The 23,793-nt window shown below is 59.7% G+C and carries 21 protein-coding genes and 2 pseudogenes; 11 read left to right on the top strand and 12 right to left on the bottom strand.

What is annotated here, in order from left to right; genetic code table 11:
- The first annotated feature begins 2 nt into the window (after positions 1 to 2).
- On the top strand, positions 3 to 1,313 hold the full coding sequence (gene gdhB / locus CP557_RS20800; protein WP_097381931.1) for a glutamate dehydrogenase GdhB: 1,311 nt from the start codon (positions 3 to 5) through the stop codon (positions 1,311 to 1,313).
- A gap of 55 nt (positions 1,314 to 1,368) precedes the next feature.
- Here the strand turns inward: gdhB and CP557_RS20795 are convergent, their stop codons facing one another.
- Positions 1,369 to 1,845, bottom strand: a complete 477-nt coding sequence (locus CP557_RS20795; protein WP_097381930.1) for a redoxin domain-containing protein — start codon at positions 1,843 to 1,845, stop codon at positions 1,369 to 1,371.
- Between the two features lie 158 nt (positions 1,846 to 2,003).
- On the opposite strand from CP557_RS20795, the gene CP557_RS20790 reads away from it, so the two are divergent.
- Entirely contained in the window at positions 2,004 to 2,378 is a 375-nt protein-coding gene (locus tag CP557_RS20790; RefSeq protein WP_097381929.1) for a putative zinc-binding protein, read from the top strand.
- On the opposite strand, the gene CP557_RS20785 is transcribed toward CP557_RS20790, so the two are convergent.
- Together CP557_RS20785 and CP557_RS20780 are read right to left on the bottom strand one after the other, a co-directional pair.
- Complete coding sequence (locus CP557_RS20785) at positions 2,321 to 4,033, bottom strand: ABC transporter permease (protein WP_143825111.1); 1,713 nt, start codon at positions 4,031 to 4,033, stop codon at positions 2,321 to 2,323. The two genes, CP557_RS20790 and CP557_RS20785, sit on opposite strands and share 58 nt — an antisense overlap.
- A complete protein-coding gene (locus CP557_RS20780) occupies positions 4,026 to 4,886 on the bottom strand; it encodes an ABC transporter ATP-binding protein (RefSeq protein ID WP_097381928.1) in 861 nt (286 codons plus the stop codon). Before CP557_RS20780 ends, CP557_RS20785 begins: the two co-directional genes overlap by 8 nt.
- 348 nt (positions 4,887 to 5,234) lie before the next feature.
- Between CP557_RS20780 and CP557_RS20770 the strand changes: the two genes are divergently transcribed.
- Positions 5,235 to 5,882: an AIM24 family protein gene (locus CP557_RS20770; protein ID WP_097381926.1), complete on the top strand. Its 648-nt coding sequence runs from the start codon at positions 5,235 to 5,237 to the stop codon at positions 5,880 to 5,882.
- A gap of 1,216 nt (positions 5,883 to 7,098) precedes the next feature.
- Here the strand turns inward: CP557_RS20770 and CP557_RS20765 are convergent.
- A complete protein-coding gene (locus tag CP557_RS20765; protein ID WP_097381925.1) occupies positions 7,099 to 7,977 on the bottom strand; it encodes a winged helix-turn-helix domain-containing protein in 879 nt (292 codons plus the stop codon).
- Between the two features lie 111 nt (positions 7,978 to 8,088).
- Between CP557_RS20765 and CP557_RS20760 the strand changes: the two genes are divergently transcribed.
- Entirely contained in the window at positions 8,089 to 8,850 is a 762-nt protein-coding gene (locus tag CP557_RS20760; RefSeq protein ID WP_097381924.1) for a CPBP family intramembrane glutamic endopeptidase, read from the top strand.
- 417 nt (positions 8,851 to 9,267) lie between these two features.
- Here the strand turns inward: CP557_RS20760 and CP557_RS20755 are convergent, their stop codons facing one another.
- Positions 9,268 to 9,945 carry an IS6 family transposase gene (locus CP557_RS20755; RefSeq protein ID WP_097381923.1) on the bottom strand — a complete coding sequence of 226 codons (678 nt, stop codon included), beginning with the start codon at positions 9,943 to 9,945 and terminating at the stop codon, positions 9,268 to 9,270.
- Between the two features lie 227 nt (positions 9,946 to 10,172).
- Between CP557_RS20755 and CP557_RS22315 the strand changes: the two genes are divergently transcribed.
- Positions 10,173 to 10,604, top strand: a complete 432-nt coding sequence (locus CP557_RS22315) for a hypothetical protein (RefSeq protein ID WP_143825110.1) — start codon at positions 10,173 to 10,175, stop codon at positions 10,602 to 10,604.
- 96 nt (positions 10,605 to 10,700) lie between these two features.
- Here CP557_RS22315 and CP557_RS23355 read toward each other — a convergent pair whose 3' ends face one another.
- Positions 10,701 to 10,826, bottom strand: a complete 126-nt coding sequence (locus CP557_RS23355; RefSeq protein WP_281255585.1) for a hypothetical protein — start codon at positions 10,824 to 10,826, stop codon at positions 10,701 to 10,703.
- Positions 10,827 to 11,178: 352 nt separating this feature from the next.
- Here CP557_RS23355 and CP557_RS20745 point away from each other — a divergent pair, with 352 nt between their 5' ends.
- On the top strand, positions 11,179 to 11,904 hold the full coding sequence (locus CP557_RS20745) for a methyl-accepting chemotaxis protein (RefSeq protein ID WP_245853129.1): 726 nt from the start codon (positions 11,179 to 11,181) through the stop codon (positions 11,902 to 11,904).
- Positions 11,905 to 12,456: 552 nt separating this feature from the next.
- Here the strand turns inward: CP557_RS20745 and CP557_RS20740 are convergent.
- Positions 12,457 to 12,726, bottom strand: a complete 270-nt coding sequence (locus tag CP557_RS20740) for a HalOD1 output domain-containing protein (RefSeq protein ID WP_097381920.1) — start codon at positions 12,724 to 12,726, stop codon at positions 12,457 to 12,459.
- Positions 12,727 to 13,825: 1,099 nt separating this feature from the next.
- On the opposite strand from CP557_RS20740, the gene CP557_RS20730 reads away from it, so the two are divergent.
- Positions 13,826 to 14,656, top strand: coding sequence for an IS5 family transposase (locus CP557_RS20730; RefSeq protein WP_097379168.1), 831 nt, complete (start codon positions 13,826 to 13,828; stop codon positions 14,654 to 14,656).
- A 564-nt stretch (positions 14,657 to 15,220) separates the two neighbouring features.
- On the opposite strand, the gene CP557_RS20720 is transcribed toward CP557_RS20730, so the two are convergent.
- Complete coding sequence (locus CP557_RS20720; RefSeq protein WP_097381918.1) at positions 15,221 to 15,745, bottom strand: ArsR/SmtB family transcription factor; 525 nt, start codon at positions 15,743 to 15,745, stop codon at positions 15,221 to 15,223.
- Between the two features lie 198 nt (positions 15,746 to 15,943).
- Between CP557_RS20720 and CP557_RS20715 the strand changes: the two genes are divergently transcribed.
- The 3 genes from CP557_RS20715 to CP557_RS20705 are packed head-to-tail and all read left to right on the top strand — an operon-like array spanning position 15,944 to position 18,762.
- The gene (locus CP557_RS20715; RefSeq protein WP_097381917.1) at positions 15,944 to 16,159 is read left to right on the top strand and encodes a heavy-metal-associated domain-containing protein; all 216 of its coding nucleotides are present in this window, start codon (positions 15,944 to 15,946) and stop codon (positions 16,157 to 16,159) included.
- Between the two features lie 4 nt (positions 16,160 to 16,163).
- Positions 16,164 to 18,083: a heavy metal translocating P-type ATPase gene (locus CP557_RS20710; RefSeq protein WP_097381916.1), complete on the top strand. Its 1,920-nt coding sequence runs from the start codon at positions 16,164 to 16,166 to the stop codon at positions 18,081 to 18,083.
- Between the two features lie 25 nt (positions 18,084 to 18,108).
- A complete protein-coding gene (locus CP557_RS20705) occupies positions 18,109 to 18,762 on the top strand; it encodes a hypothetical protein (RefSeq protein ID WP_097381915.1) in 654 nt (217 codons plus the stop codon).
- Between the two features lie 37 nt (positions 18,763 to 18,799).
- On the opposite strand, the pseudogene CP557_RS20700 reads toward CP557_RS20705, so the two are convergent.
- The 4 genes and pseudogenes from CP557_RS20700 to CP557_RS20690 all read right to left on the bottom strand — a co-directional run.
- Positions 18,800 to 19,547: pseudogene (locus CP557_RS20700) on the bottom strand (site-specific integrase); the annotation flags it as partial.
- A 32-nt stretch (positions 19,548 to 19,579) separates the two neighbouring features.
- A complete protein-coding gene (locus CP557_RS20695; protein WP_097381914.1) occupies positions 19,580 to 19,873 on the bottom strand; it encodes a hypothetical protein in 294 nt (97 codons plus the stop codon).
- A gap of 280 nt (positions 19,874 to 20,153) precedes the next feature.
- Positions 20,154 to 20,327, bottom strand: coding sequence for a hypothetical protein (locus CP557_RS22725; protein ID WP_169924430.1), 174 nt, complete (start codon positions 20,325 to 20,327; stop codon positions 20,154 to 20,156).
- Positions 20,328 to 21,031: 704 nt separating this feature from the next.
- The gene (locus tag CP557_RS20690; protein WP_097381913.1) at positions 21,032 to 22,459 is read right to left on the bottom strand and encodes a sodium-dependent transporter; all 1,428 of its coding nucleotides are present in this window, start codon (positions 22,457 to 22,459) and stop codon (positions 21,032 to 21,034) included.
- A 288-nt stretch (positions 22,460 to 22,747) separates the two neighbouring features.
- Here CP557_RS20690 and CP557_RS20685 point away from each other — a divergent pair.
- A pseudogene (locus CP557_RS20685) lies at positions 22,748 to 23,312 on the top strand (IS6 family transposase); the annotation flags it as partial.
- Positions 23,313 to 23,793: the final 481 nt, after the last annotated feature.

Below are 23,793 nucleotides of genomic sequence, written 5' to 3'. Positions count from 1 at the left end.
TAATGACAATAGATTCGACCGCGGATCACACAACCAGGGCGGAGCGGGAGTCGGAGACGGCCGATTCCGACCCGGAATCGGCGGTCGAAACCGCTCGGCGACAGCTACAGCACGCCGCCGACCACCTCGATATCGACCCCAATATCGTCGAACGTCTCAAGTACCCCACGTCGGTCCACGAGGTCACAGTACCGATCGAACGCGACGACGGGACCGTCGAAGTGTATACCGGCTACCGGGCACAGCACGATAGCGTTCGCGGTCCCCACAAGGGAGGGCTCCGGTTTCATCCCGACGTGACCAGAGACGAGTGCGTCGGACTCGGGATGTGGATGACCTGGAAATGTGCGGTCATGGACCTGCCCTTTGGCGGCGCGAAAGGCGGGATCGCGGTCGATCCCAAAGATCTGAGTGCGGCCGAGAAAGAGCGACTGACACGTCGATTCACCGAAGGGATCCGGAGCAGTATCGGCCCGACCAAAGACATTCCGGCACCGGATATGGGAACGGATCCACAGACCATGGCGTGGCTGATGGACGCGTATTCGATGCAGGAAGGCGAGACGATACCCGGTGTCGTCACGGGAAAGCCGCCGATCGTCGGCGGCAGCGAAGGCCGGGAAGAAGCCCCCGGCCGAAGCGTTGCGATCATCACCCGCGAGGTCCTCGAGTACTACGAACGGGATCTCGAGGAAACGACGATTGCAATACAGGGATATGGAAGCGTCGCTGCCAACGCCGCGCGGCGACTCGACGAGTGGGGTGCGACCGTCGTCGCCGTCAGTGACGTCAACGGTGCGATCTACGATCCGACCGGACTCGATCCCCACGCGATCCCCTCACACGACGAGGAGCCCGAAGCCGTCATGCGCCAGGACGCATTCGAGACGCTCACGAACGAGGCGTTGCTCGAACTCGACGTCGACGTACTCGTCCCCGCCGCAGTCGGCAACGTGTTGACGGAAGAAAACGCCGCCGCCGTCGACGCCGATATCGTCGTCGAGGGGGCGAACGGCCCGACGACGAGCGGTGCCGACGAGATCCTCGCCGAGCGCGGGATTCCGGTCGTCCCGGACATCCTCGCCAACGCTGGCGGCGTCACGGTCTCGTATTTCGAGTGGCTCCAGGACATCAACCGACGGTCCTGGTCACTCGAACGGGTCAATAGCGAACTCGAAACGGAGATGGTGACGGCGTGGAACGACGTCCGCGAGGCGTACGAAGCGCGAGACGTGACGTGGCGGGACGCCGCGTACATCGTCGCGCTTTCGCGGGTCGCCAGCGCTCACGAAGCGCGCGGACTCTGGCCGTGAGGAACCGGTCTCGTCGCCGGTCCTCGAAGGACCCGCTCGGCTTCCGGACGGTCGATTACGATGCCGATTCGACGGCGTCGAGGACCGCGTCGTAGGGTGGTTCGTTCGTCGGATCGTCGGCGACCCAGTCGTACGCGATCGTCCCGTCCGCCGCGAGGACGAACACGGCTCTGTTGGCGATCCCGTAGAGCCCGAGTTCGGGAATGTCGATCTCGAGCCCGTAGGCCTCGATCGCCTCACGGCCCATGTCACTGACGAGGTCGAACTCGATACCGTGTTCCTCCCGGAACGCCCCCTGCGAGAACGGGGAATCCGCACTCACGCCGAGGACCGTCCCGCCGGCATCGTGGAACTGATCGAGTCGGTCCTGTATCGCGACCATCTCGTTCGTACACGGCGGGGTGAACGCCCCAGGGAAGAACGCGAGGACGACCGGCCCGTCCCCGAGGTGATCCTCGAGGGCGAACGATTCGTGGTCGCTGGTTCCGACCGTGGCAGTGAACGTCGGCGCAGTGTCTCCGGTGACAGGCATACGACAGTCCGTCCGTTCGGAACGATGATAAAAGTGATCACGAACGGTGAGTTCGTCCGCGAGCGGAGTGCAACCGATCGGATCCCTCGAGAACGGATGTCGAACCCAGCGTACATGTACGGGATGATCGTTATCAGGATCTCGTCTCAATCGCCGATATGGCAGACGACTACAGCGACCGTCCCCTTGTATATTCCTGTTCCGGCTGTTCGAGTGCGGCCCAGATGGCGAACGATCTGGCCGTCTCCCTCGACAGAGAGGCGGTGGCCGAAATGTCGTGTATCGCCGGCGTCGGCGGGGGCGTCGCGCCGTTAGTCGACACTGCAACGGCCGGCCGGCCGATCGTCGCGATCGACGGCTGTCCGCTCGAATGTACGAAGCAGTGTCTCGATCAGCACGACGTCGCTCCGGATCTCCATTACGTTCTGGCGGAGGAAGGCGTCACAAAGGAGTACCACGCGGACTACGATTCGGATCAGGCCGCCCAACTGCGCCAGGAACTGATCGCGGATATCGAACGACTCGAGGAGTAAGCGCGTTCGACGCTCGAGCCGAACGGTCGTCGACTCGATCGACGAGCGGCCCAGCGAGCGGTCTCACTGGCGTTTCGCCGTTCACCCCGAGTGCGACCGAAGAACGCTGCCCCGAGTGCGAGAATCGTCAGGCCCCCATAAATGAGCGTGATCCCGCTGGCGACCGTCGTCTCCTGGACGCCGAGATAATCGAGGAACCCGAGTCCGTTCACCGGACCGAGGTACCACGCCGTGAGGTACGTGATTTCGAACGTCTTCGGGCGACCCGTCCAGACACCCATCGCGAGCGCGATCGCCGGGAGGAACAACAGCCCGACACCCCAGCCGACGAGTGCGCCGTACAGCCCGGAGACGCCGAACCGTATCGGGGCGGGAAACGTCACCACGAGCCCGACGAGAACCCCCGAGACGTACGTCGAACCGAGTAACTGAAGGGGCCGACTCCCGACGAACACGAGCGGTTCGGTTCGATGGATCCGTTCCCGCGCGCCGAGAGACGACCACGCCGAAAGGGGCACTAAGAGCGCGGTCGGGACGACGACCGTTCGAACGGTGCCGATGGGGGCGAGACCGGCCGTAACGACTGCGAGCGAACAGACGACGTACCACCAGCGCGGATAGCCACGAAGCGCCATTCGGAGTTCGGCCAGCAACACGTGACGGATCGACCCGCCATCACGGGTGATGGGTGCGAGCTCGATATCCACGGACGAGGAACGAGCGGAGGGTTGGGGAGTTCGGTCGCTCACCGGGACGGACCCGGCGTCGTCGTCGGTTCCGCGATCGGATCCTCCGAGAAACGCCCAGCGACTCGAGTCGTCGAACCGGTCGAAGGCGACGGTCGCCACGCCGAGCAGTCCGACGGCGATCGCGACGATCGATACGCGCGACGCCAGGTTCGAGGTGGTCCACGCGATCCCCTCCCACGTAACTGTCCGGGTGCTGCCCGGGTCGTCCGTATACGTAAACCCGGGGTCCATCCCTTCGTCGGTGGGATACTGGGCGGAGATCGATCGGACGACACTCTCGCGAACGATCTCGAGACCGACGGGATCGGGCGTGTTCGGGGCGAGACCGACCAAGAGAGCGATCAACGCGGCGAAAAAGTAGACGACGGTTCCGGCGGTCCCGCGGAGCGACCCGATCGTCTCGAAGCAGACTGCCGCCGCAGCGACGGCGGCCATCGTCGGCAGGGTAATGAAGAGAAACGGAGAGACGAACGCCCAGAGATCGAACCCGCCCGTTCCCTGGCGGAGGAACGCGACACCCGTCGAACCGAGGAGGATCCCCGTCGTGGCCCCGAGAACGACGACGTGACTGAGCCACTTGCCGAGGAGATACTGGCCGTTCGAAAGCGCTGACGATGCGATGAGTTCGCCGACGCCCGTCTCTCGATCCCTGGCGATCGTCCCGCTGACGAAACTGAATCCAAAGAGGAAGAACACCGTCGTCCCGATGACGGTCGTCGTTCCGGCGAACCATGCACTCGTCGGCGCCCCGGTGTAGTCGCCGCCGACGACGAGCGTCGTATCGACCGTCACCACTTTCACGAAGTAGCTGACGAGAATCGGAACGACCAGCAGTTTCGGAGAGCGTGACCGCTCTTTGAGATCCGCGAGCGCGACGGCGACGACTGGTCGGACGAGGTCACTCATCGGCTGTAATCGCAGCGAGGTAGGCGTCTTCGAGGGTCGGGTCGACGCGTTCGGCCGTCGGCCGTGGTCGCGTCTCGGAGACGACACGCACCGCCACACCGCCACCCCGACGCGCGGTTCCGCTGATCGTGTACTCACGCTTGAGACGCGGCAGCTCGTCGTCGTCGACGAGCCACTCCCAGACGGTGCCATCGACGCGGTCGAGAAGCGACGCGGGTCGTTCGTGTGCACGCACTCGCCCCTCGTGCAACAGGACGATGTCGCTCGCCGTCACTTCGATGTCCGAGACGATGTGCGTCGAGAGAACGACGATCCGGTCGTCCGCGAGTTCAGCGAGGACGTTCCGGAACCGGACCCGCTCTTCAGGATCGAGACCGACCGTCGGTTCGTCGACGACCAACAGGTCCGGATCCGTCAGCAGCGCCTGCGCGATTCCGACTCGTTGACGCATGCCACCGGAGAACGTCCCGAGTCGTCGGTCGGCGTCCCGTTCCAGATTGACGAGCTCGAGGAGGTCGTCGATTCGATCGGCCGCGTTCGAGACCCCGCGAATCGCGGCGAGGTAGCGAAGGAACTCGCGGGCGGACAGGGTCGGATAGACGCCGAACTCCTGTGGGAGATACCCCACGCTGTTTCTGATAGTCCTCGGCGTAGCCAGTACGTCCGTGCCGTTCCAGCGAACGGATCCCGTCGTGGGCTCCAAGACGGTCGTAATGATCCGCATGAGCGTGGATTTCCCCGCGCCGTTCGGGCCGAGCAGTCCGACGACCCCAGGTTCGAAGACGAGGTCGATATCACGGAGCGCCCAGTCATCACCGAACCGTTTCGCGACGGCATCAAGCTCGAGTTTCATTCCCTGCGTTCGTGGTTCGGCGGTCGGTTCGAGCGCGTTGCTCGTTCGATGCTTTCGATACCCAGGACGACTCCTTGCCAGCCTCCCTACTGAACGGTCGCATATCGCTCGATTGCGAGACGGGAGACGTATACGCTGACCCAGAGTTTCACGCTCGGAAACCGTTCGACCCGGTTTATGCCTCCCGAGGTCGCAACATCGAGTACGAATGGGAGGAATCGGGGCGATCCGACGGACGAACCGGCACGGAGATGTCGCAGCCAGCGGCGGCCCTGCTCTTTCCGTGCGACTGTGTGGAACGGTCGACTCGCCGTCGACACTGGCACGCGCAACTCACGAGAGATTGCTATGAAACGAGAACGATTCAGACGATCCAATACCCCGCAGGAGGGACACGACGGATTCCGGAAGGAGAACACGAGGCTCCTGGATGTCCCGGTCGATGGAACGGTGCTAATCAAGGCCAGTTCGATGATCGCGTACACCGGCGAGATCGCCTTCGCCGGGAAATCGTCCGCCGAAGGCGGTCTCACCGGCTTCCTCAAGGACGCAGCGAGCGGCGAGGGGACGCCGATCATGGAGGCCGAAGGGAGTGGGCATCTCTACGTCGCCGACCGGGGCAAGGAACTGCAGGTCCTCGAGCTCGCCGAAGACGAGTCGATATCGATCAACGGCGATGACATCCTCGCTTTCGAGTCGTCTATCGACTACGAAATCGAGACCATCGAAACCCTCTCGGCAGCGGCTACCGGCGGCCTGACGAACGTCTCTCTCACTGGCCCCGGAGAGATCGCTCTCTCGACCCACGGCGAGCCCCTCGTGGTGACGCCACCGGTCACCACCGATCCGGATGCGACCGTCGCGTGGAGTACGAACCTGTCGCCGTCCTTCGAGGTGACCAAGAAATTCGAGATCGGTCAGCCCTCCGGAGAGGCGATCCAGATGGCGTTTACCGGCTCGGACGGATTCGTCGTCGTACAACCCCACGAACGATAGCGGACTCGCCCGTGTCCGGACCGGTTGCGAAGACGCTCGAGACTGGTTGCAAAGGCCCTCGAGGGCAATTACGACGAGATACGGATCTGACGGGACGCAGAAAGAACGCGTGTTCGAACGTCTCCACGGGAGTTCTTCGACCCGGCTTACACACAGGGCCGTCTCACCGAACCGTGTCGTTCGGTTCCAGCACAGGGTTTCATCGCCGAGCCTCGGCGTCCCGCGTAGCCCCCAGGGGGCTTTCGATCGCGACAGTCCGACGACCGGTACCTGTCAGCGAAGGGCTTTCGCTCGGACGATGGCCGCGACAGCCGTGTCCTCGGCCGGCCGGGCATCGTCGTGTGCTTCGCCGGTTGCTTTCGGCGACGGTCGTTACGGACTCCCTTTTGTTCCGCCGGGGGCAGGGCGTATAGCCCGCCCTTATATTCGCGGTAAGAATATGTGAATCTTTCGGTGGTTTTCGGAGGGAGTGGGTGTCCGAAGGGCTGTTCCATCGCTTCCGGATCGGACTGACGGTCGTGGACGCCGCTCTCGGTGGTCAGTCGTTCCTCGACCGCTCGCCGCTGTGACGGATCCGGGCCGTCCGAATACGTATCAGTGCGGCAAGCGATCCGACAGGGTTGACTCCCTTTTGTGACATCACGAGGGTGTCAGAGAAGCCCGCTCACAGTGCCGATTACAGCCACACCTCGGATGAATTGACCGACGAACAGGTGGACGAATGGAATGCGTCGAGTTGTATAAAATTACGAGACTGTTGGGCGAGGCGTGCTGAATACAGGGCGCGAACGTCTCACCAGATCTGACTCGATTTTCGAAGGTAGTGATCGCTCAGTACAGGGCGTACAAATGGTAGGATGCAAGTAGAAAGGTACTGACGCAACTACGATTCATTCTGTGGAGACTCTTCTTGACTTCCAAGGAGCCAGTAGAGCGCCAACCCCAATACAGCTTCAAGCGGACCGATGAAGACTGCGCCAAGAAGAAACAGAAAATACGCCAAGAGACCATGGTTGGAACAACTGGTATTCATCCCGTTCCCGTATTCCGTTGATTCCACAAAAAGTTCTTCGCTCAGTTCGCACGTATAGTGTGCGGGTGGATCACCGGTTTCGGCGTGAAACAAACGAAGCTGTCGTGTTGCACACTGAAATACGGGACCGTCTCTTCCGGTCAGCACAGTCGACAGCGTTAGCGATAATCGTGGTCGAGAACGCTACTGCCGCCAGGAATCGCGAAGGCCACAGCCCTCGTCGAGATCAAGGACTAGAGTATCTTCGCCCAGTCCGACGGTGATTCGAACCGCAGGCGTCTCCCCGTCGGGGTACTCAACAGTACTCACCCTCGCAAGGTCGTGTGGACCGATTTGTGCGTCCGCCGGTCCGAGCCCGTATTCCGCGTACAGCGTTTCGATGGCGGGATGCCCGAGAACGGCGTAGGCAAGCGGAATCGGATAGGACAGCCAGCAGTCGTCACACGCTGCCGTTCCGTACGCGACATCGTCCACGAGATACGACTCTGGGACGGATTCCCGCGGGAAGGAGATGGCGGCGCTGCCCCAGCAACGTGGACAGACTCCATTCCGGAGGAGTCGCACATCACAGGAGTGTTTTTGAAGCGAGAGGTTGATGACTTCCACCAGCGTCCGGCCTGACACCGCCCGCGGTGGGACCGGGAACGCGATGGCGGCGCCGTGGTCCGGGCAACCGACGTACAAGTGGTGATCCCGATATTTCGCGAAGAGCGATTGCCCGCAATGTGGGCACTCGTATTTGATCTGCTGGCGGTCGACAGCCACAGACTCGTCGTCGTACGTTCCCGCTCGGATCGCCGACGTGATCTCGAGAGCAGCCACCCGCGGTCGGTAGCGCCCATCAGCCTTGACGACGAACTCGTCTTGTAGCTCGTCAAGATGGTAACTGAACCGGCTGGTATCTTCGACGCCGACTCGTTCGCGCAACTCCGAAAACGTGAGCCACCCTGACGACCACGCCGCGTCGTACTGATCCGCGAGCGCAAGGAGGATACGAACGCGCGTCTCGTCGGTCAACGCCGCGTAGGTATCCTCGTGTAAAGCATCTCCCGGTTCCGCCATACATCATATTGAGTGCCCCTGTCAGATACTAGTTCTGATTGGATATATCAATTACTCAACTTAATAGTCATACAGATTACACTTACAACCAACCCGTGTCAATCGACACGTATGTCGGACCAGCCCTCTACGCTGCCGGGAATTGTCTCCGAAAGAATGACCGCCCGAACCGGTATCGCTCGGACAGCAGTCGTCGTCGTTGGCATCGTTTTGGCCGCATTAGTGACGAACCTCATGGCGACGCTGGCCGCCACCAGTGCAGTGGGGAGCAACGTGGGCGAAACGATACCTTTCGCGACGGTCGTCGTCGCGTCCGAACTCGCGTTTCTCCTAGTTGGAGTAACATACCTCTGGTTTCAGTCATCGTTCCACATGCCCGTTCGCCCGCCCACTTGGCAGTCGATTCCTTACCTGGTCGGTGGGCTGGTTGCGGGGCTCGTCACGGCGTTTCTCCAGTTTGCCATCACCGACGCCGTTGTCCCGGCGATAGAGCTCTCACCCGGGTTTACGGAGTACAGCAATTTGGGCCAGGTGAGCGGCAGCGGTCTCGTCGTCGGAGTAGCCCTCTCACTCGCGTTGATCGGCCCCGTCGAGGAGTTTCTCTTCCGCGGGGTCATCCAGGGACGAATTCTCGAAGCGCTCGGCCCGGTTGGTGCTGTCGGGATAGCTAGTGCGGTGTTCGCGCTCTTCCACGTCTACCCCGTCGCGCTGCTGGCCCCTCCCCCTATCGTCGTCGTTCATATGGCGGCGTACTACACGGTGATGGGCGTAATCTTCGGTTGGGTGTACCACAGGACAAACACCCTCGTGGCTCCGGCTATAGTCCACGGAACATTCAACGCCGTGCTGTTTGCGTCTCCTTTGTTGGGCTGAGTTGCTGGTGTAAGTGACCGGCTTCGCCCGAGCCAGAACGAGTAGAATGCACGAAGCAAGGGACAATCGATTCAGCCAATACGTCTCAAAACCCGACAGCCGAGACAGAAGTAAATGGGATACACATGTTGACTGCCTCCTCGCAGGTCAGGTACCCCCCGATCTGGTTCCGTTTGGCTACGCCGAAGCGTAGGTGATCGATTCGTTCGCAGTTCTACCGATCGGCGAATCGATCCGAATCAGAGTGAAACTAACGGATGCCGACTGCTGACCGGACTCTCTGTATTCAGCACGCGACTCTTGGCAGTTAAAATAGATTGGGAGCCCTACCGGTAACGCTTTGACCTGTACTCACCGATTCGTCGATTCGAAGCGGGATGGTGTGCGGCGAGTTCAATGAGATCCTGGAGGCACTGTCTAGTTTAGCACCTCGGCGGGAGTCTGTCCGTTAAGTGACTGGTGCGGTCGTTGTGTGTTATAGTAGTGTACAAACTGTTCAAGCCATTCTCTGACGCTCGCCCGACTGCCAACCCACGAGTTATGGAAGCGGTCAACTCGCATCTTCAAGGTGTGAAACCACTTCTCGATCAGGTTTCTTTCGACGTAGTTGAGCTGACCGCTCAATCCTAATCGAGAGAGGGCAGTCAGATAGCCGTAGCCATCGACGAGAAACACCGTGTCAGAGCGATCGTGTTTCTCGGTCAATCGATGGAGGAACGCAGCGGCTGGATCGGTGCCTCGGCGTCCAAAGACTGCGACATCGAGAATCAACCGTGCGTCTAGGTCGATTGCAGCGTATACCCAAGACCAATCGCCGTTAATCTTGACAGCGGTTTCATCAATGGCGACCCGCGACGGCTTCGCCGTCGGCGGGTCTGGCACGCTGTCAGCCAGCCGATGTACCCAGTGCCAGATCGCTTGATGAGAGCGTTTTACGCCGATCAAGCGAAGAATCGCTTGTGTCTCTCGAAGCGAACAACCGGTCGCGTGAAGACGGACGGCGAACACCCTGACGGGCGTCGCCGTCCGCTCACGCTCCCAAGCTTCATCAAATTCCGCCGCGTAACACTCGCTGAGCAGGTCTGCGAGCATCATCCTCAACTCACTCCATGACCTGCTCGCTTCTCAAACCGCGCTAATTAGACGGTGCCTACCCACCCAACCAGTACATTCACTATTATTTAAATCTTGGTGTCACTATGGGAATAAGGAAATTAAAGATGTGGTTAGAACTAAACTATCCACAGTGGTGAATAGATGGTATTTATTTGTGGTTTGGGAAGGTGGTAAGATATTTGTATGACAGGGGACTAACGGATTACATGCCCACTCGCCGGTCCCTGCTGACTTCGATAGGAGCCCTCAGTAGCGTAACTCTCGCGGGTTGCTCTTCTATCACCAGCAGAAACACCAATCGTCACTATGTCGATGTCCTCAACGGCAGTGATGACTCACATGTCTTCGTAGTCACTGTTACGAACGAAGATGGAAAAGAGATCTTCAACAAAGAATACGATCTCGAGCCGCTCACTGGAGACGAAAATCGGATAATCGAAGGAACTCCTGCAGAGGTCTCGGTTACTGTCGATGAGAGAAAACCTGAAACTTTCACATGGGATCCTCAAGCGGGTGCCGGCGACCACTCAGGTGAGTGTTCCGAAGGGACGTCTACCAGCTTGAGTATCTACTACGATCAGCAGGCGGGGGAAGGTGTGAAGCCAGTTTATAGTTGCGAGACGGTTCGGGATGAGTAGACAGTCGCCATTATCGTTATTTTCGTAGTCGCCGACGCGGTCGACGGCGTCGATGTGTTCGACCCGACGGTCGCTCGGGCTGGTGCGAGACTCGCGTCACCAGGTATCGCCGATCGTCCGCTTGCTCGCACGGAAGGTGACGACCTCGCCGTGTGCGAGCAGTTGCCGGCGGGCCGTGGCGTCGGCGAAGACGATCGGGCCGACACGATTCGATTTACTCATCGCTGCCATCGCCCCCAATCTGAGACCCCAGTCCATCGGCTGCCCGGGCCGATGTCGTATTCATGAGCTGATTGAGTTGCTCTCGAGGAGCCGTGGCTCTGTCCAGTACGGTGTCTCGTCTCCTTCGAGAGTCGTCTCTCTCCCCAGCAGCATCGCGACTTGACCGACAACCAGCAGTACACGACCACAACGACCCTCCATGACAATTGGAAAAGATCCGGACGCAGTTGACGCAGAAACACCCACTGATCACGACGTTGCCGCAGCTCTTGGCTTTGACACCGTCGAAAAGTACATTAGCACAGATCAGACGGCCAACGATGGTGATGATGAGTTCCCGAGTCGCGAAGAGATGTGGGCCATCATCCAAGAACTGGTGCAGATGATCGGCGACCTCCAGCAGGGACAAAACCGCGCCGATCGCAACCGCAAGGAGATCGCCAGTCAACTCAACGAGATCACCGAGTCGATTGACGAAGCCGACGAGACGGCTGACCAAGCAAAGGAAATCGCGAAGACCGCGAACGCAAACGCTGAGCAGGCCAAGTCGATCGCCGAAACTGGCGAGACTGCCTTCGACCGCGAGGATCCAGAGGAACTGCCAGGTGGCATCGAGCCCTCGAGTAGTCCGCTGGACTTCCTTGCGAACTGTCGTCAGCACCGCGTCAAAAAACACCTTGTCGACCAGGGGACACCGCGGAAGAACCGATTCCGGGCACTTCTTGTGATGAAGCGCTGGGAGGAGTTCGCAACGAAGCGCACGAACGGGAGCGGCATCTTCTGGACGCGAGACGATGTCCGGGATGCGCTCACTGCAATCCTCGGAAAGCGTCCCCACGCACAGACACTCAAGCGCGTGTGGAACGAGATGATCGCGATCGGAAGTTCGGACGTCGATGTCACTGAACGGCGTGTCTCTGCGAAACAGACGCCAAAAGAGATCATTGCGATGGATATCGAGACTGCCGAGGGACTGTTTGAGTCTCGTTATCACCACCTCGAGTTACTCGACTCGAATGGACGGGTCACTGGTGGTGTCACACCCGTTGTGACCCAGAACGACAGGGCAGAGGTGTGAGAAAGCGGTTGAACCCATCCCGAGAGGGAGCATCTCTCTAACGAGCACACCGAACGGATCTGGTCGTCGTCGGACCACGACGACGTCGCCGCTACTAATAGCTGCAGGTGTAAGAGAAGACCCTCCCTTTCAGAGACAGTGTTTGTCCCTCTAACGCTGATTCTGAAGTTTCGGCTTTGGATCTACTCACAACGGGTGTGATCATGACCGGTCAGTTATGGTCTGCACGATCGCTCTTTCACAGGAGAGGATCGCGTGAGATCGACATGGTGAGATCCTGTCCAATAGAACGCCATGAATCACTGGGTAATATTGTGAGAATTAAGAAAGTCTGATATGAATTTAATCAAAACGGTGACTTGGGCGTGGGGAGCATCAGGGGAAACCACCCTCACGCTCAGTCAGAGGCACATCTCAGACACACGGACCGTGTCGAATACTCGTCTCCGCACGAGTCGTCTGGGACTGACAGTACAACGTGAGGGGTGGGGAGTGGCGTTCGGTAACTCCGGCGGCACCCTGTCTCGAGAAGTGATTTCTGGTCAGAGTGTGTTACTCAACGAGCTCTGACTGTTCTTTGACCGTGAGTTCTGGATCGTTACCGAATTCTACAACAACTGTGTAACCATTGTATTGGAACTCGACTCGGCCAGATCGATCCGTCCCGGTCTGGAACTCCGACGCAAAGATATCGTCGAGTGCATCTGGATCAACCGAATCGTACAATGGAGGCAGCTTCAGTGGGTCTGTCTGTTCTCTCTTAGCAACACAATCCACTATCTTCGAAGAAATATTATCTTCATTACTAGGATTCTTTTTCATAGTAATAGGTATATCTCGAGAGCACAAATATATGTTGCCAACTATGCTAATTTCTGTACTCTCATTAGGAATTATTATAAGCTATGGCTAGACTACTTGTGTTTCGAGAGTAGCGTTGTGAGCTGTGTTTGAACAGCGCTGCTTCTGCCGATATATCGAACAACAGTAGCAAAATCTCCAATCTGAAATTGCGAGAGATAGAGATCGATCTGCGCTCTTAATTTGTGCTCGAGCTTAGACCTCTCCCAGGAAGAGTAGTGTCGGTGATGGGGGTGGGGGGAGGTAGTGCCTCCGTGAATCACTGTGGGAGGCAACTGATTGTTATTGGCGATCACTATTAATAATTCTTCCTTCTGGTCATTTAGACAATAGATTCATACGATACCTATCCTAAAGACACGGATGGGGAGGACAGTGTGGCTCCAAACGGCTTCCTACAGGGAATGCAATCGTTTCGAGACACATCGCTCCTCGCCGCAACTGGGATTGCTCCACCACTACTTGGTGCCATCGTAATCTCAGATCACTCACCAGTGACACACCGTCTGGTTCATGAGTGCGCTGGCGTCGGCCTCTGGCCGGCGTTTCTACAAGATGCTAAAGTTTATATTCGAAGCCACAGCCGACAGCGATGATGGCACTGACTGATTGACAAGATGGTCTCCTAGTCGCAGTCGAATTGGCCGAGTTCTCAATTCATTACGAACAAGCTGATCCCGAATTCGCCGAATACGCTTAGCAGCTGGCCGTCGATCGTCTCCTCAAGCATGATGTTGAGTCTGCAGAAATTGTCGACGTCGTTGAGGGTGGTTGGAGGTTCAGAAGACAGCAGGTGGAGCAGTATCCATTTCATACTGATCCGAGGCAAATAGTCACTCGCCTTGGTACAGTTGGGGGAGGGCGTCATACAACAATTCTCATACCTCATTTTCGTCCCCTTTGTTCGCTCAATATAGGTCAAGCAAGTAACGGAGTGGCAATCCATTCCACTGATAACCATCAAGAACAATATGTGAATAGAGGGCTGCGTTGAATCACTAGATGGCGTCGGGGAAGGTCAGTAAATCGAAGGAGTTGAAGCGGGAAAATTTGGTTGTCCATGACACAAATCTCCCGCTTCACCGAGCGTTGCGTCTCGATTGCACAAAGAGTTACGGGTGAACGAGGCGAATCCGCCGCCCCGACTGGTGGCGGCGGATTCGCCGACTATGCCCTCATTTCGCTGCATTGCCTCCGGATTTACCTCGATACGTCCTACCGGATGACGATCGATCTGTTGAAGGAAATGCCGCAAATAACAGGGGATATCGGCCTTGACGTGGCCGATCTCCCCGCTCCATCTACGCTGTGTAAGGCGTTTGATCGGATCGAAATGAGTGTCTGTCGAGTGCTACTGCACCAGTCGGCGCAGTTGCACAACCCCTCTGAACACGCTGCTATCGACGCAACATTCTACGAACGTGATCGTGCGAGCCGCCACTACTGCCACCGAACCAATTACCGCGTTCAAACGCTCAAAGTTACAAAACTCGTCGATACAGCAACGCAAGCTGTTCTCGATCTTCACTGCTCGACGACGTTAGAAGGAAGCGACGCAGACCTCGCCGAGCAGATCGCCCGCCGGAACGCGGGCGATCTGCGATCCCTTGCCGCTGACAAGGGCTACGATAAGCAAGCGCTCCGCGACCAGCTCCGCAAACTCGACATTCGCCCGCTGATCAAACACCGGATCTTCGCTCCCTACGATCACGCTCACAACGCTCGTATTGACGAAGATCGGTACGCTCAGCGATCAATGACTGAAACCGTGAACTCCGCCATCAAGCGCTCGCTCGGCTACGCCGTGCGAGCGCGTACCTGGTATCGAGAGTTCCGTGAAATTACCCTGATGTGTGTCGTCTATAACATCAAGCGGGCTGTCAAACAGTGAAATCCACCGCTGTATGGCGATTCAACACAGCCGGGCTTTCGGAGGGACGCGTCAGCGAACTGGACCTCGGCACAGAACCGACCCGTGAAGACATCCGGGAGGAGATACTGCAATTCAAGCGACAAGGGCTGTGCGGGCGACGGATAGCCGAACAACACCTCGTCCCGTATTTCATCGCAGATAGTGACTACGGCGCTCGAGAGATCGAGATTCTCGACGACGTACTCGCGGAGGAGTATCGAGACTTAGATCTCTGTGTCGATGGGCGAAGCTCGGAGTGCAGCCGTTTTCGCGGCGGTTGCAAGGAATATCGGTCTAGCTCGAAGAACTAACCGTCGTTCGCCTGACGCTGACCTTTTGAACGATCGCTCACTGCATACGTGATCGCGCTGGCGGCGTCGTCGCGACGCTCCTCAAAGTACGCCGCCAGCGCAGGGACGAGTAGGTCCTCCTCGGTTCGGGCTCTTCGTACTCCCTCTCGGATTGCCAGCTGTGTACGAGGGGGTATCGCCGGATACTCCGAGCGGGGCCTGAGAGACTATGACAACGTGAGAGAGTTCTTCCTTAAGAGTCCCTGTGAGCGCGAACGAACGCACGTCGCAGGACGGTCAGGAGTACGTACGTTTCGTACTTCTGGGTCCGACAGTGTTTGCAGGGCTGCATGTCCGTCACAACCTTCTCGATCGTATCATCGTACTCGTCGGTGAGCGTAGCGAGCGCGTCAGTAATCTGGGGCTGGACAGCGTCGATCATCTCTTCGACGGCGTCGTCGGCAGAGTTCGGCAGGGAGTACGAGAGGACGATCGTGTTCGCGTGATAGTACTTCGTCGTCCCGCCGCGTCCCTCCTCAAAGCGAACGACGTCGACGAGGCCGGCGTCCCGAAGCTCGTTGATATGGTGGCGAACCGTATTCTCCGTTCGGTCGACGCCGCGATCGCCGAGATATTCGTGAACCTCAGTCGCGGTCAGAGCCTCCTCGGACAGAATGTCGAGGATCATCGCCCGCATCGGTTCGTCGATGGCGTCTGAAACCCGGGTATCGCGAACTGCGATGTCGTCGAGACGGTGATCGGTACTGGAACTACTCATACAGGAACTGAGAGTGAGCACGAGGGAAAAGGTACGGGATGCCAGCGAAGAGCCGCCCACCGAAGAACGAGTATCGGACGGAACCACGAGGGCGAAAGCCCTAGACGACCTGTTTGACTGTTCCAATCACCTATCTCCGTATTCAAATATATCATTTAAAAAATACTTATTGGGGTACGGGCACTACCTCAAACTGTAATGAGCGACACAACCCAGTTCCGCGTCCTCGACTTCGATTGCCCGACCTGTGCGAGCACCGTCGAACGCGCCCTCTCGAACGTCGACGGCGTCCAGCACGTCGAAGTCCACTACGCGACCGGCCGCGTCGAGATCGAGTACGACGACGGCGTCGCCGACCCCGACGCCTTCGCACAGACCATCGAAAACCAGGGGTACACGCCCCAGCCCGCCTAACACCATGAACAAACAATCGGTCACGCAGTACTCCCGGCAACACCGGAAGGCCATCGTCACGGCGACGAGCGGCCTCCTCTACGGCGGAGGCTGGAGTCTCGGCTACCTCACGAGTTTAGATATGGCAAGCGCCGCCATCCTCGTCCTGGCGACGATCGTGGGTGGCTACGACATCGCTAAGACCGCCTACCACGAGGTCGCCAACCGGACGCTCGGCATCAAGACGCTGGTGACGCTGGCCGCCATCGGTGCCATCATCATCGGGGAGTACTGGGAAGCCGCCGCCGTCGTCTTCCTGTTCAGCCTCGGCAGCTACCTCGAAGGCCGGACGATGCGGAAGACCCAGACGGCCCTCCAGGAACTCCTGGAGATGACCCCCGACACGGCGACCGTCCGTCGCGACGGGGAACGCCAGGAGGTCCCCGCCCGCGAGGTCGAAGAGGGCGAAGTCGTCGTCGTAAAGCCGGGCGGAAAGATTCCGGTCGACGGTGACGTCGTCGACGGCGAGAGCGCCGTCAACCAGGCGCCAGTCACCGGCGAGAGCGCGCCCGTCCACAAGGCCGACAGCGACGAGGTCTACGCCGGGACGGTCAACCAGGAAGGCGCGCTAGAAATCCGGACGACGGGTGCGGGCTCGGATACGACGCTCGAACGTATCATCCGTCGCGTCGAGGGGGCCCAGGAGGCTCAGTCGCCCACGAAGAGTCTCATCGACCGGTTCGCGAAGTACTACACGCCCGGCGTCATCGCGTTAGCAATCGGCGCGTATGCAGTCACGCAGAACGCGATCCTGTCGCTGACCCTGTTGGTCATCGGCTGTCCGGGCGCGCTGGTCATCGGGCCGCCGGTCAGCATCGTCTCGGCCATCGGCAACGCCGCTCGGTCTGGCGTGCTGATGAAGGGCGGTGAACACCTCGAACGCGCCGGCAAGATCGACCTCGTCGCCTTCGACAAGACCGGCACCCTCACGAAGGGCGAGACCACCGTCGCCGATGTTGAGGGGTTCGGTGTTGCTGATGAGGAGGTCCTCTCGCTCGCGGCGACCGCCGAGAAGAAGAGCGAACACCACCTCTCTGACGCCATCGTCGACGCGGCCCGCGAGGGTCCGACCGCCGCGACGGACGGCGGAACGACGGTCGCCCAGGCGGACGGTACGGACGCGGGGCGCCAGTCGATCCCCGATCCGGACGACTTCGACGTGGTCGCTGGCAAGGGCGTTATCGCCAATGCCGATGGCCAGGAAGTTGTTGTCGGCAACCGCGCACTGCTGGACGACCGCGACATCGACATCCCCAGTCGGGTCGCCGACTACGTCCGCGAGCGTGAGGGGCGCGGCGAGACAGTCGTCCACGTCGTCCGCGATGGGGACATCATCGGCGCGATCGCGCTGCGGGACGAGCTCCGGGAGGCCGCTCCTGCGGTCGTCGCGGCGCTCCAAGACGCCGGCATCGAGACGGTGATGCTCACCGGCGACAACGAGCGAACGGCCGCCGCCGTCGCCGAGGAGGTCGGCATCGACGAGTACCGCGCCGAACTGCTCCCCGAGGACAAACAGACGGTCATCGAGGGCTACCAGACCGACGGGCACGTCGTCGCGATGGTCGGCGACGGCATCAACGACGCGCCGTCGCTGGCGACCGCCGATGTCGGCATCGCGATGGGTGCTGCGGGAACGGAAACCGCCATCGAGACGGCTGACATGGCGTTGATGGCCGACGACCTCGAACGCATCCCGTACGCGGTCAAACTCAGCAAGGCGACGCGCTGGAACGTCCTCGAGAACGTCGGTCTCGCGGTGCTGACCGTGACCGTCCTCCTCGCGGGCGTGCTCACCAGCTACGTCACCCTCGCCGCCGGGATGCTGGTCCACGAGGCCAGCGTCCTCCTCGTCATCCTCAACGGGATGCGACTGCTCCGCTACTGACCACTAGACACTACCACCACCACTCATGACATCGAATTCCACTGCGACTGACACGGCCCAGACTAGAACCAATTGGCAGGTCGACTACGACATCGATCCGATCGAAATCCGCGACCCCGTCGCGGAGGCCCTCGGCGTCCTCGAACCGGGCGGGCCGTTCGTCATCACCTATAGAGACGCGGTGAAAGAGGCGGGGCACTCCTGTCCGACTGCCTCGGGCGCCTACCGGATCGTCCAGCTCGGACTCGACGCCCTGTATCCCGACGGCTATCCAGTCCGGAGCGAAATCGAGGTCCAGGCGGCCGGCCCGCGGGACGATGCTGCGTACGGCGTGATGAGCCGCATCATTTCGTACGTGACTGGCGCGACCGACGACGACGGATTCAGCGGGCTCGCCGGCGGCTACGGTGGCCGCCGCGATCTCCTGCGCTTCGACGCCTTCGACCCGGACACGGCGGAGCCGACGTTCCGCTTCCGGCGAACCGACACGGACGAGACCATCGAAGTGAACTACCATGTCAGCGTCGTTCCTGACGGTGGACCCGCGATCGGGAACCTCCAAGGGATTCTCGACGGATCGGCAAGCGACCAGCAACGGGAGGCCTTCGCTGACGCCTGGCACCGCGGGGTACAGGTCGTCCTCAGCGACGACTCGCTGTTCACCGTCGACGTGGTGTGAACGCGACGGTCTACCCCCCCACACTCGAAATATGTTACTACGGTACACTATCGATCTCCCCGAGCGCTTCAGTAGCGACATCACCGAGTTCTCCGGCCTCGATATGTGAATACCGCTCTCTCACCATCTCCTCTGAATTGTCGAGATACCGGGCGGCAACCGTGTATCCGAATGCTCGAACGAGAACTTCACCCATTCCACGCCGGCCGCCGTGTGGAGCAAGGTAATCGTGTTTCGGATGGTCGATGTCTATCTCTGCGGCTTCTGAAAGCCGTTGGAGAATCGATCGTGTGCCGTCCGTCGTAATCGAGGGCGGTCGAATATCCTCATCGAGCGCCAAGAGGAGGTCGCGAGCGTACTCCTCACGGCGTTCGGCGATTGCCTCCGTATGTTCCCCTCGGTCGGCGAGCTCATCCTGGACGAGCCCTGCGAGCGTCCGCTGGTCGAACGTGGGAAACACCGGCCAGCGCTCCGTCGGTGGGTCCATCAGCTGGCGATAGCTCCGTAGTGGCGAGATCACCGGATCGGGGAGACTCGCGGCATCCCGCTGCTGTTTCGTTCGGTAAACGTCGATACCTCCGTGGTCGGGCGAAAGGTCCTCCCAGCGGGCCCCACGCCGGCGTGGGTCGTTCGGGTCCCGGAGTAGCTCTCCGACGAGGACGGCTGTGTACGCGAGGACGAACACGAGAGCACGGTCTCGAGCCGCCTCCAACGCCTCATAGCGCGCTCGCCGCTTGTCGGGGGTCAGGGTCCTTCGAGAACGTCGTGCACGTCTCGACGGCGTCACCGTGGCCAAAATCGAACTACATCCGTTTGATCATGCTGTGTCCATGTCCAGCGTCTCTTGGAGTGGCTCGACACGAAACACGTAATCCGCGTAACTGCCGTCAAGATTCGTGGGGCTCTCTTCGGCGGCATGCTCTTGACAGAGAACGGCCTCTGCTTCAACGGCACCGTGCCCGGTTTCTTCCTGATATCGCTCGAGGACGCCAAACGTCGCCCTCTCGGTGCAGCCGCGACGGTGGCACTCGGGAAGCGAGTCCGGAACTCCATCCCCACGTCGGTTCTCGTCGTCTGCTTGCTTCTCTCGTCCGTTTTCCGTGTCTCCCATCGCTGCTCCTTAGGGAAGCAAGCGGGATAATGCTGTGGTCGTTTGGAATCCCGTGTTGCATTCGTTCCTTATCTTGCACGCCCCGATCAACCTCTCTGAAGGTTGTTAGAACCGGCGTGCGAGAGAGGCTGGGGTCAGCCGCCGACTCCATTCGTTTCACGCTGAATCCAATGAACCAGCCGTTCAGTGGCTCTGCATAGTGAGCATTCACTGGAGATTACGATGGAGGAGAATTAGATTCACTACCGACTGCCGGTGCTTCACTCAATTCGCTTTACTGTCAGCCGCCGCCACCGGCGACACCGCTGCCGATTGCTGCGCCACAATTGTTGCAGGCAACCACGTAGAACCGTTTGGAGGACCGAAAGAGTCCCTCTATCTTCGCGTCCAAGTCTTTGAACTCGACATCCGATTCCTCGGATATCTCGTGCTCACATTCAGGGCAGTGTACCATACGAGTTTCAGTAGCTCGAGCGACGGTAAATATTTTCTCCATACCGGACAGTAAGCTCCCCCCGAATGTCCCACGGCGGAAAGCGTCTCACCATCGCCCATAGAAGAAATCGGCCGCCGATAACGTACGATCCGACCGACGTTCTGTCCGTTCGCTCACGCCCTCACCGACACTGAGTGATTCCCCTCCAGTTTGATCAGCCGCCGGCTCGTGCCACGTTCTCGCCCTGTATCTCGGACGACTATCGAAACATCTCTCGCACCTGGTAGCATCTTCGGCGGTCAGTCCGCAGCTGTTGCGTGCTGATGGGTCACTGAAACAACTGTGATGGAGTAGCTCTCAGTGAGTGGCTTGCAATCATCGGTTTCGATAACAGGGTGAAGGCCCCCTTCCACGCTCGAGTCCCTCGCCTGGCGAGACGCACGCGTCTCGCTGCGCTTCTCTCAGGTTGTGGTGCTTGCGTCGCGGGGTTCCTCGAGCGCGCCAGCCCCTTTCGATCCCACCCACGTGGACTGATCGAGCTGCAGTAACATCGATAGCTCGCTCTTGGAGACCCGCCCGCTCCGCTCGCCGCGTGCCGCTCTCCGCGTCGCACACGGCTCACTCCGTTCGCCGTTTCGCGACCGACCATTCCGGGCTGCGGTTCGCTCACCGTTCGCGCTCACAGCGCAAGCGTTCGGCTCGCACTGAGCGACTTGTCCCAGTCAGTCCGTGCTCTCGCTGGGTTGCGGTCGGCTTTCGGAGACGGAGCGGCGGGCCACTAAGACGAGCGCCATCACCGTCAGCAGCGTCGCGACCAACAACAGTCCCGTTCCCGCTGAGAGTCCGATTAGGGCCGCGACGTCGGCGTAGAACGTAAAGAGGAGAAACGCCGGGAAGAGGGTCCCGATCGCGTATCGCCACGGGACCACCAGGGGGCGTGAGAGCCGTCCCGCACCTTCGAGGTACTCCTCGATCGCGGCCGGACCGAGGACCCAGGCCGTGTACATCATGAACCCGGTCAGGCCGAGCACCAAGAGGAGATCGACGAGGTGGTCCGCGAACAGCGTAAACACCGCGGGGCTGAACGCGTTCACGCCGCCGGTGAGGGCGATCAGTGCGAATAGCCCCCGGGTCGCCGTCGACCGCTCGAGATCGAACTCGTCGACCAGAAACGAGACCGGAATCTCGAGCATGCTGATCAGGCTCGTCAGGGCTGCGAGGAGAACGACGAGGAAGAAGACCGCGCCGAGAAGTCGCCCGCCGGGCAGGCTGGCGAACGCGCCGGCGATCCCGATGAACAGGGCGCCGGGGCCGCCCGCAGTCGGTCCCGGCGTAAACGAGAACAGCAACGGGAACACCACGAGTCCAGCCAGGATGCCGATACCGAGATTGAACACAGCGATGGCCGAGGCGTCGAGGGGCAGCGAGCGGTCGTCGTCGACGTAGGAGGCGTAGGTGATCATCGTCCCGCTGCCGATCGAGAGGGTGAACAGCGCCTGGCCCGCGGCCGCCCCCAGTACCGAGAGGAAGTTCGCCGCGAGGTAGGCACCGTCGAATTCGAGGTAGAACTCGTATCCCTGCGCGGCGCCGGGTTGTCGAGCCGCCCAGATCGCGAGTCCGACGAGCAACACGACGACGCCGGGTATCATCACCTTCGTCGTCGCCTCGATGCCGCGTCTGATCCCCGCGGCGACGATCAGAGACGTGGCCGCGAGGACGGCCAGTTGGTAGCCGAACGCGTCGGCACCATAGCTGATCGCCGCGAAGTGGGTTTCGGGAGCCGCGAAATAGGCACCCGTCGCGCTCTCGAGGAAGTACCGAAGGATCCATCCGCCGACGACGCTGTAGAACGACATCAGTATGATCGAGGTAACGACACAGAGCACGCCCAACGCCGTCCAGAGACGCGATCCGGCGAGCGATTTGAACGCCCCCACTGGGTTCCGATTCGACCGTCGCCCGATCACGAATGCGGCCAGCAATCCCGGCACCCCGACGCCGAGGACGATGAGCAGATACAACAGCAAAAAGGCACTCCCGCCGTTCTCCGCGGTCATCCAGGGAAATCGCCAGATGTTCCCCAGTCCGACCGCGCTTCCGACTGCGGCCAGGATAAATCCGGCGCGACTCGACCAACTCTCACGTACCATTCTGTCTCAGGGAACCGACTCGGCGTGCATAAGAATTGTTTATCCGCGGCTTAGCTCATTCGCGGTGACATAGACTCGGGTGATCCGAACACGACGCGTAACCCGGTCAATTCGCACATCTACTCATCAGCTGATTCAATCAACGGGAGTTGAAACGAATCTCGTCGGGGCACTGTCTAGTTGAGGGAGTTTGAGAAGTGAGCAGGTCGTAGTGAGTGGTGTCTATGACACTCACAGACCTGCTCAAAGAGAATTTAGAGGTTGATGTCTACAGCCGCCGCGGGACCGACCCCGCGCCGGCTGCTGGAGTTCGGTATTCGGCTCCACCCTGCTATCTTATCGCTTTGGAATACAGTTCGAGAATTGGAGAAGTTCGGTGTCGAACGCGGTCGAAAGGGAGTCCATGATTGGGTCCACCAGTGTGGTCTACGGCCAGCAATCGATGGGAATCCGAATCACGTCGCGCTCGACGAGACGGTGATTCAACTCGACGGACATCGCTATTGGCTGTACACTGCTGTTGATCCGCAAACCAACAAAATCCTCCAGATACGGCTGTGCTCGACGACTCCAACCGCTTTGATAGAACGATCTCTGCAGGAACTCACCGAGAAGCATGACCGTAACGATGCCGTGGTGCTCGTCGATGGACAAACCATCTCCAGACTGCACTCCGCCGATCAGGGCTCCGATTTCGAGACGAAACACATGGAAATCGGAACAGTGGCGAGCGTATCTCCGTGTGATAAACCGACGCACCTCTTCGTTCTCAAACTGTTTCAGTCACGCAAAACCGTCAACAGCCGAATCATGGGTCCAAGCCTTCGCCGTCTGGTACAACGCTACAAACTAAACGCAACCCTGGTGATCGGAAAGGACAGGGCGTCACAAATCACGCGGCCGGGTGGGTATCGAACCGTCAGTCAGCCCGCCTGTGGGCTACAGTCTATCGGGACCGTCAAGGGGTCTTGTTTCCACGCCCCACTGTGTGCTTGCTGACGGGCCTCGGCGTCGTCTCGCGACATCCAGCGGATCGATGATCAGCGTGGGAGACGAGTCCTCGGGAGACGGAGATACCTCCTGCGTCCACCGCGATAAAAGGTCAGTTTGAGAGCCAAATTAGTGGTGCATTCATTCACCGCTACTTCTACACGGATATACCAGATAGTGACAACTCAGAAATATAGTAATATCCCACACATATAGGATCGTATAGCCTAAATAATCATTCGTAAGTGAGTAACGAAAGTCGAGAGTCAGCCGAAGACGAATTACCGGGCGAAGCAGTTCCGGCGCGAGAAACGACCGACGCGTACCGAAACTGGCTAGCCAGT

It is taken from the genome of Natrinema ejinorense (assembly GCF_002494345.1).
Taxonomy (GTDB): Archaea; Halobacteriota; Halobacteria; order Halobacteriales; family Natrialbaceae; genus Natrinema; species Natrinema longum.
Note: the sequence above shows the minus strand (reverse complement) of the source record. Positions and strands in the feature narration are given on the sequence as shown.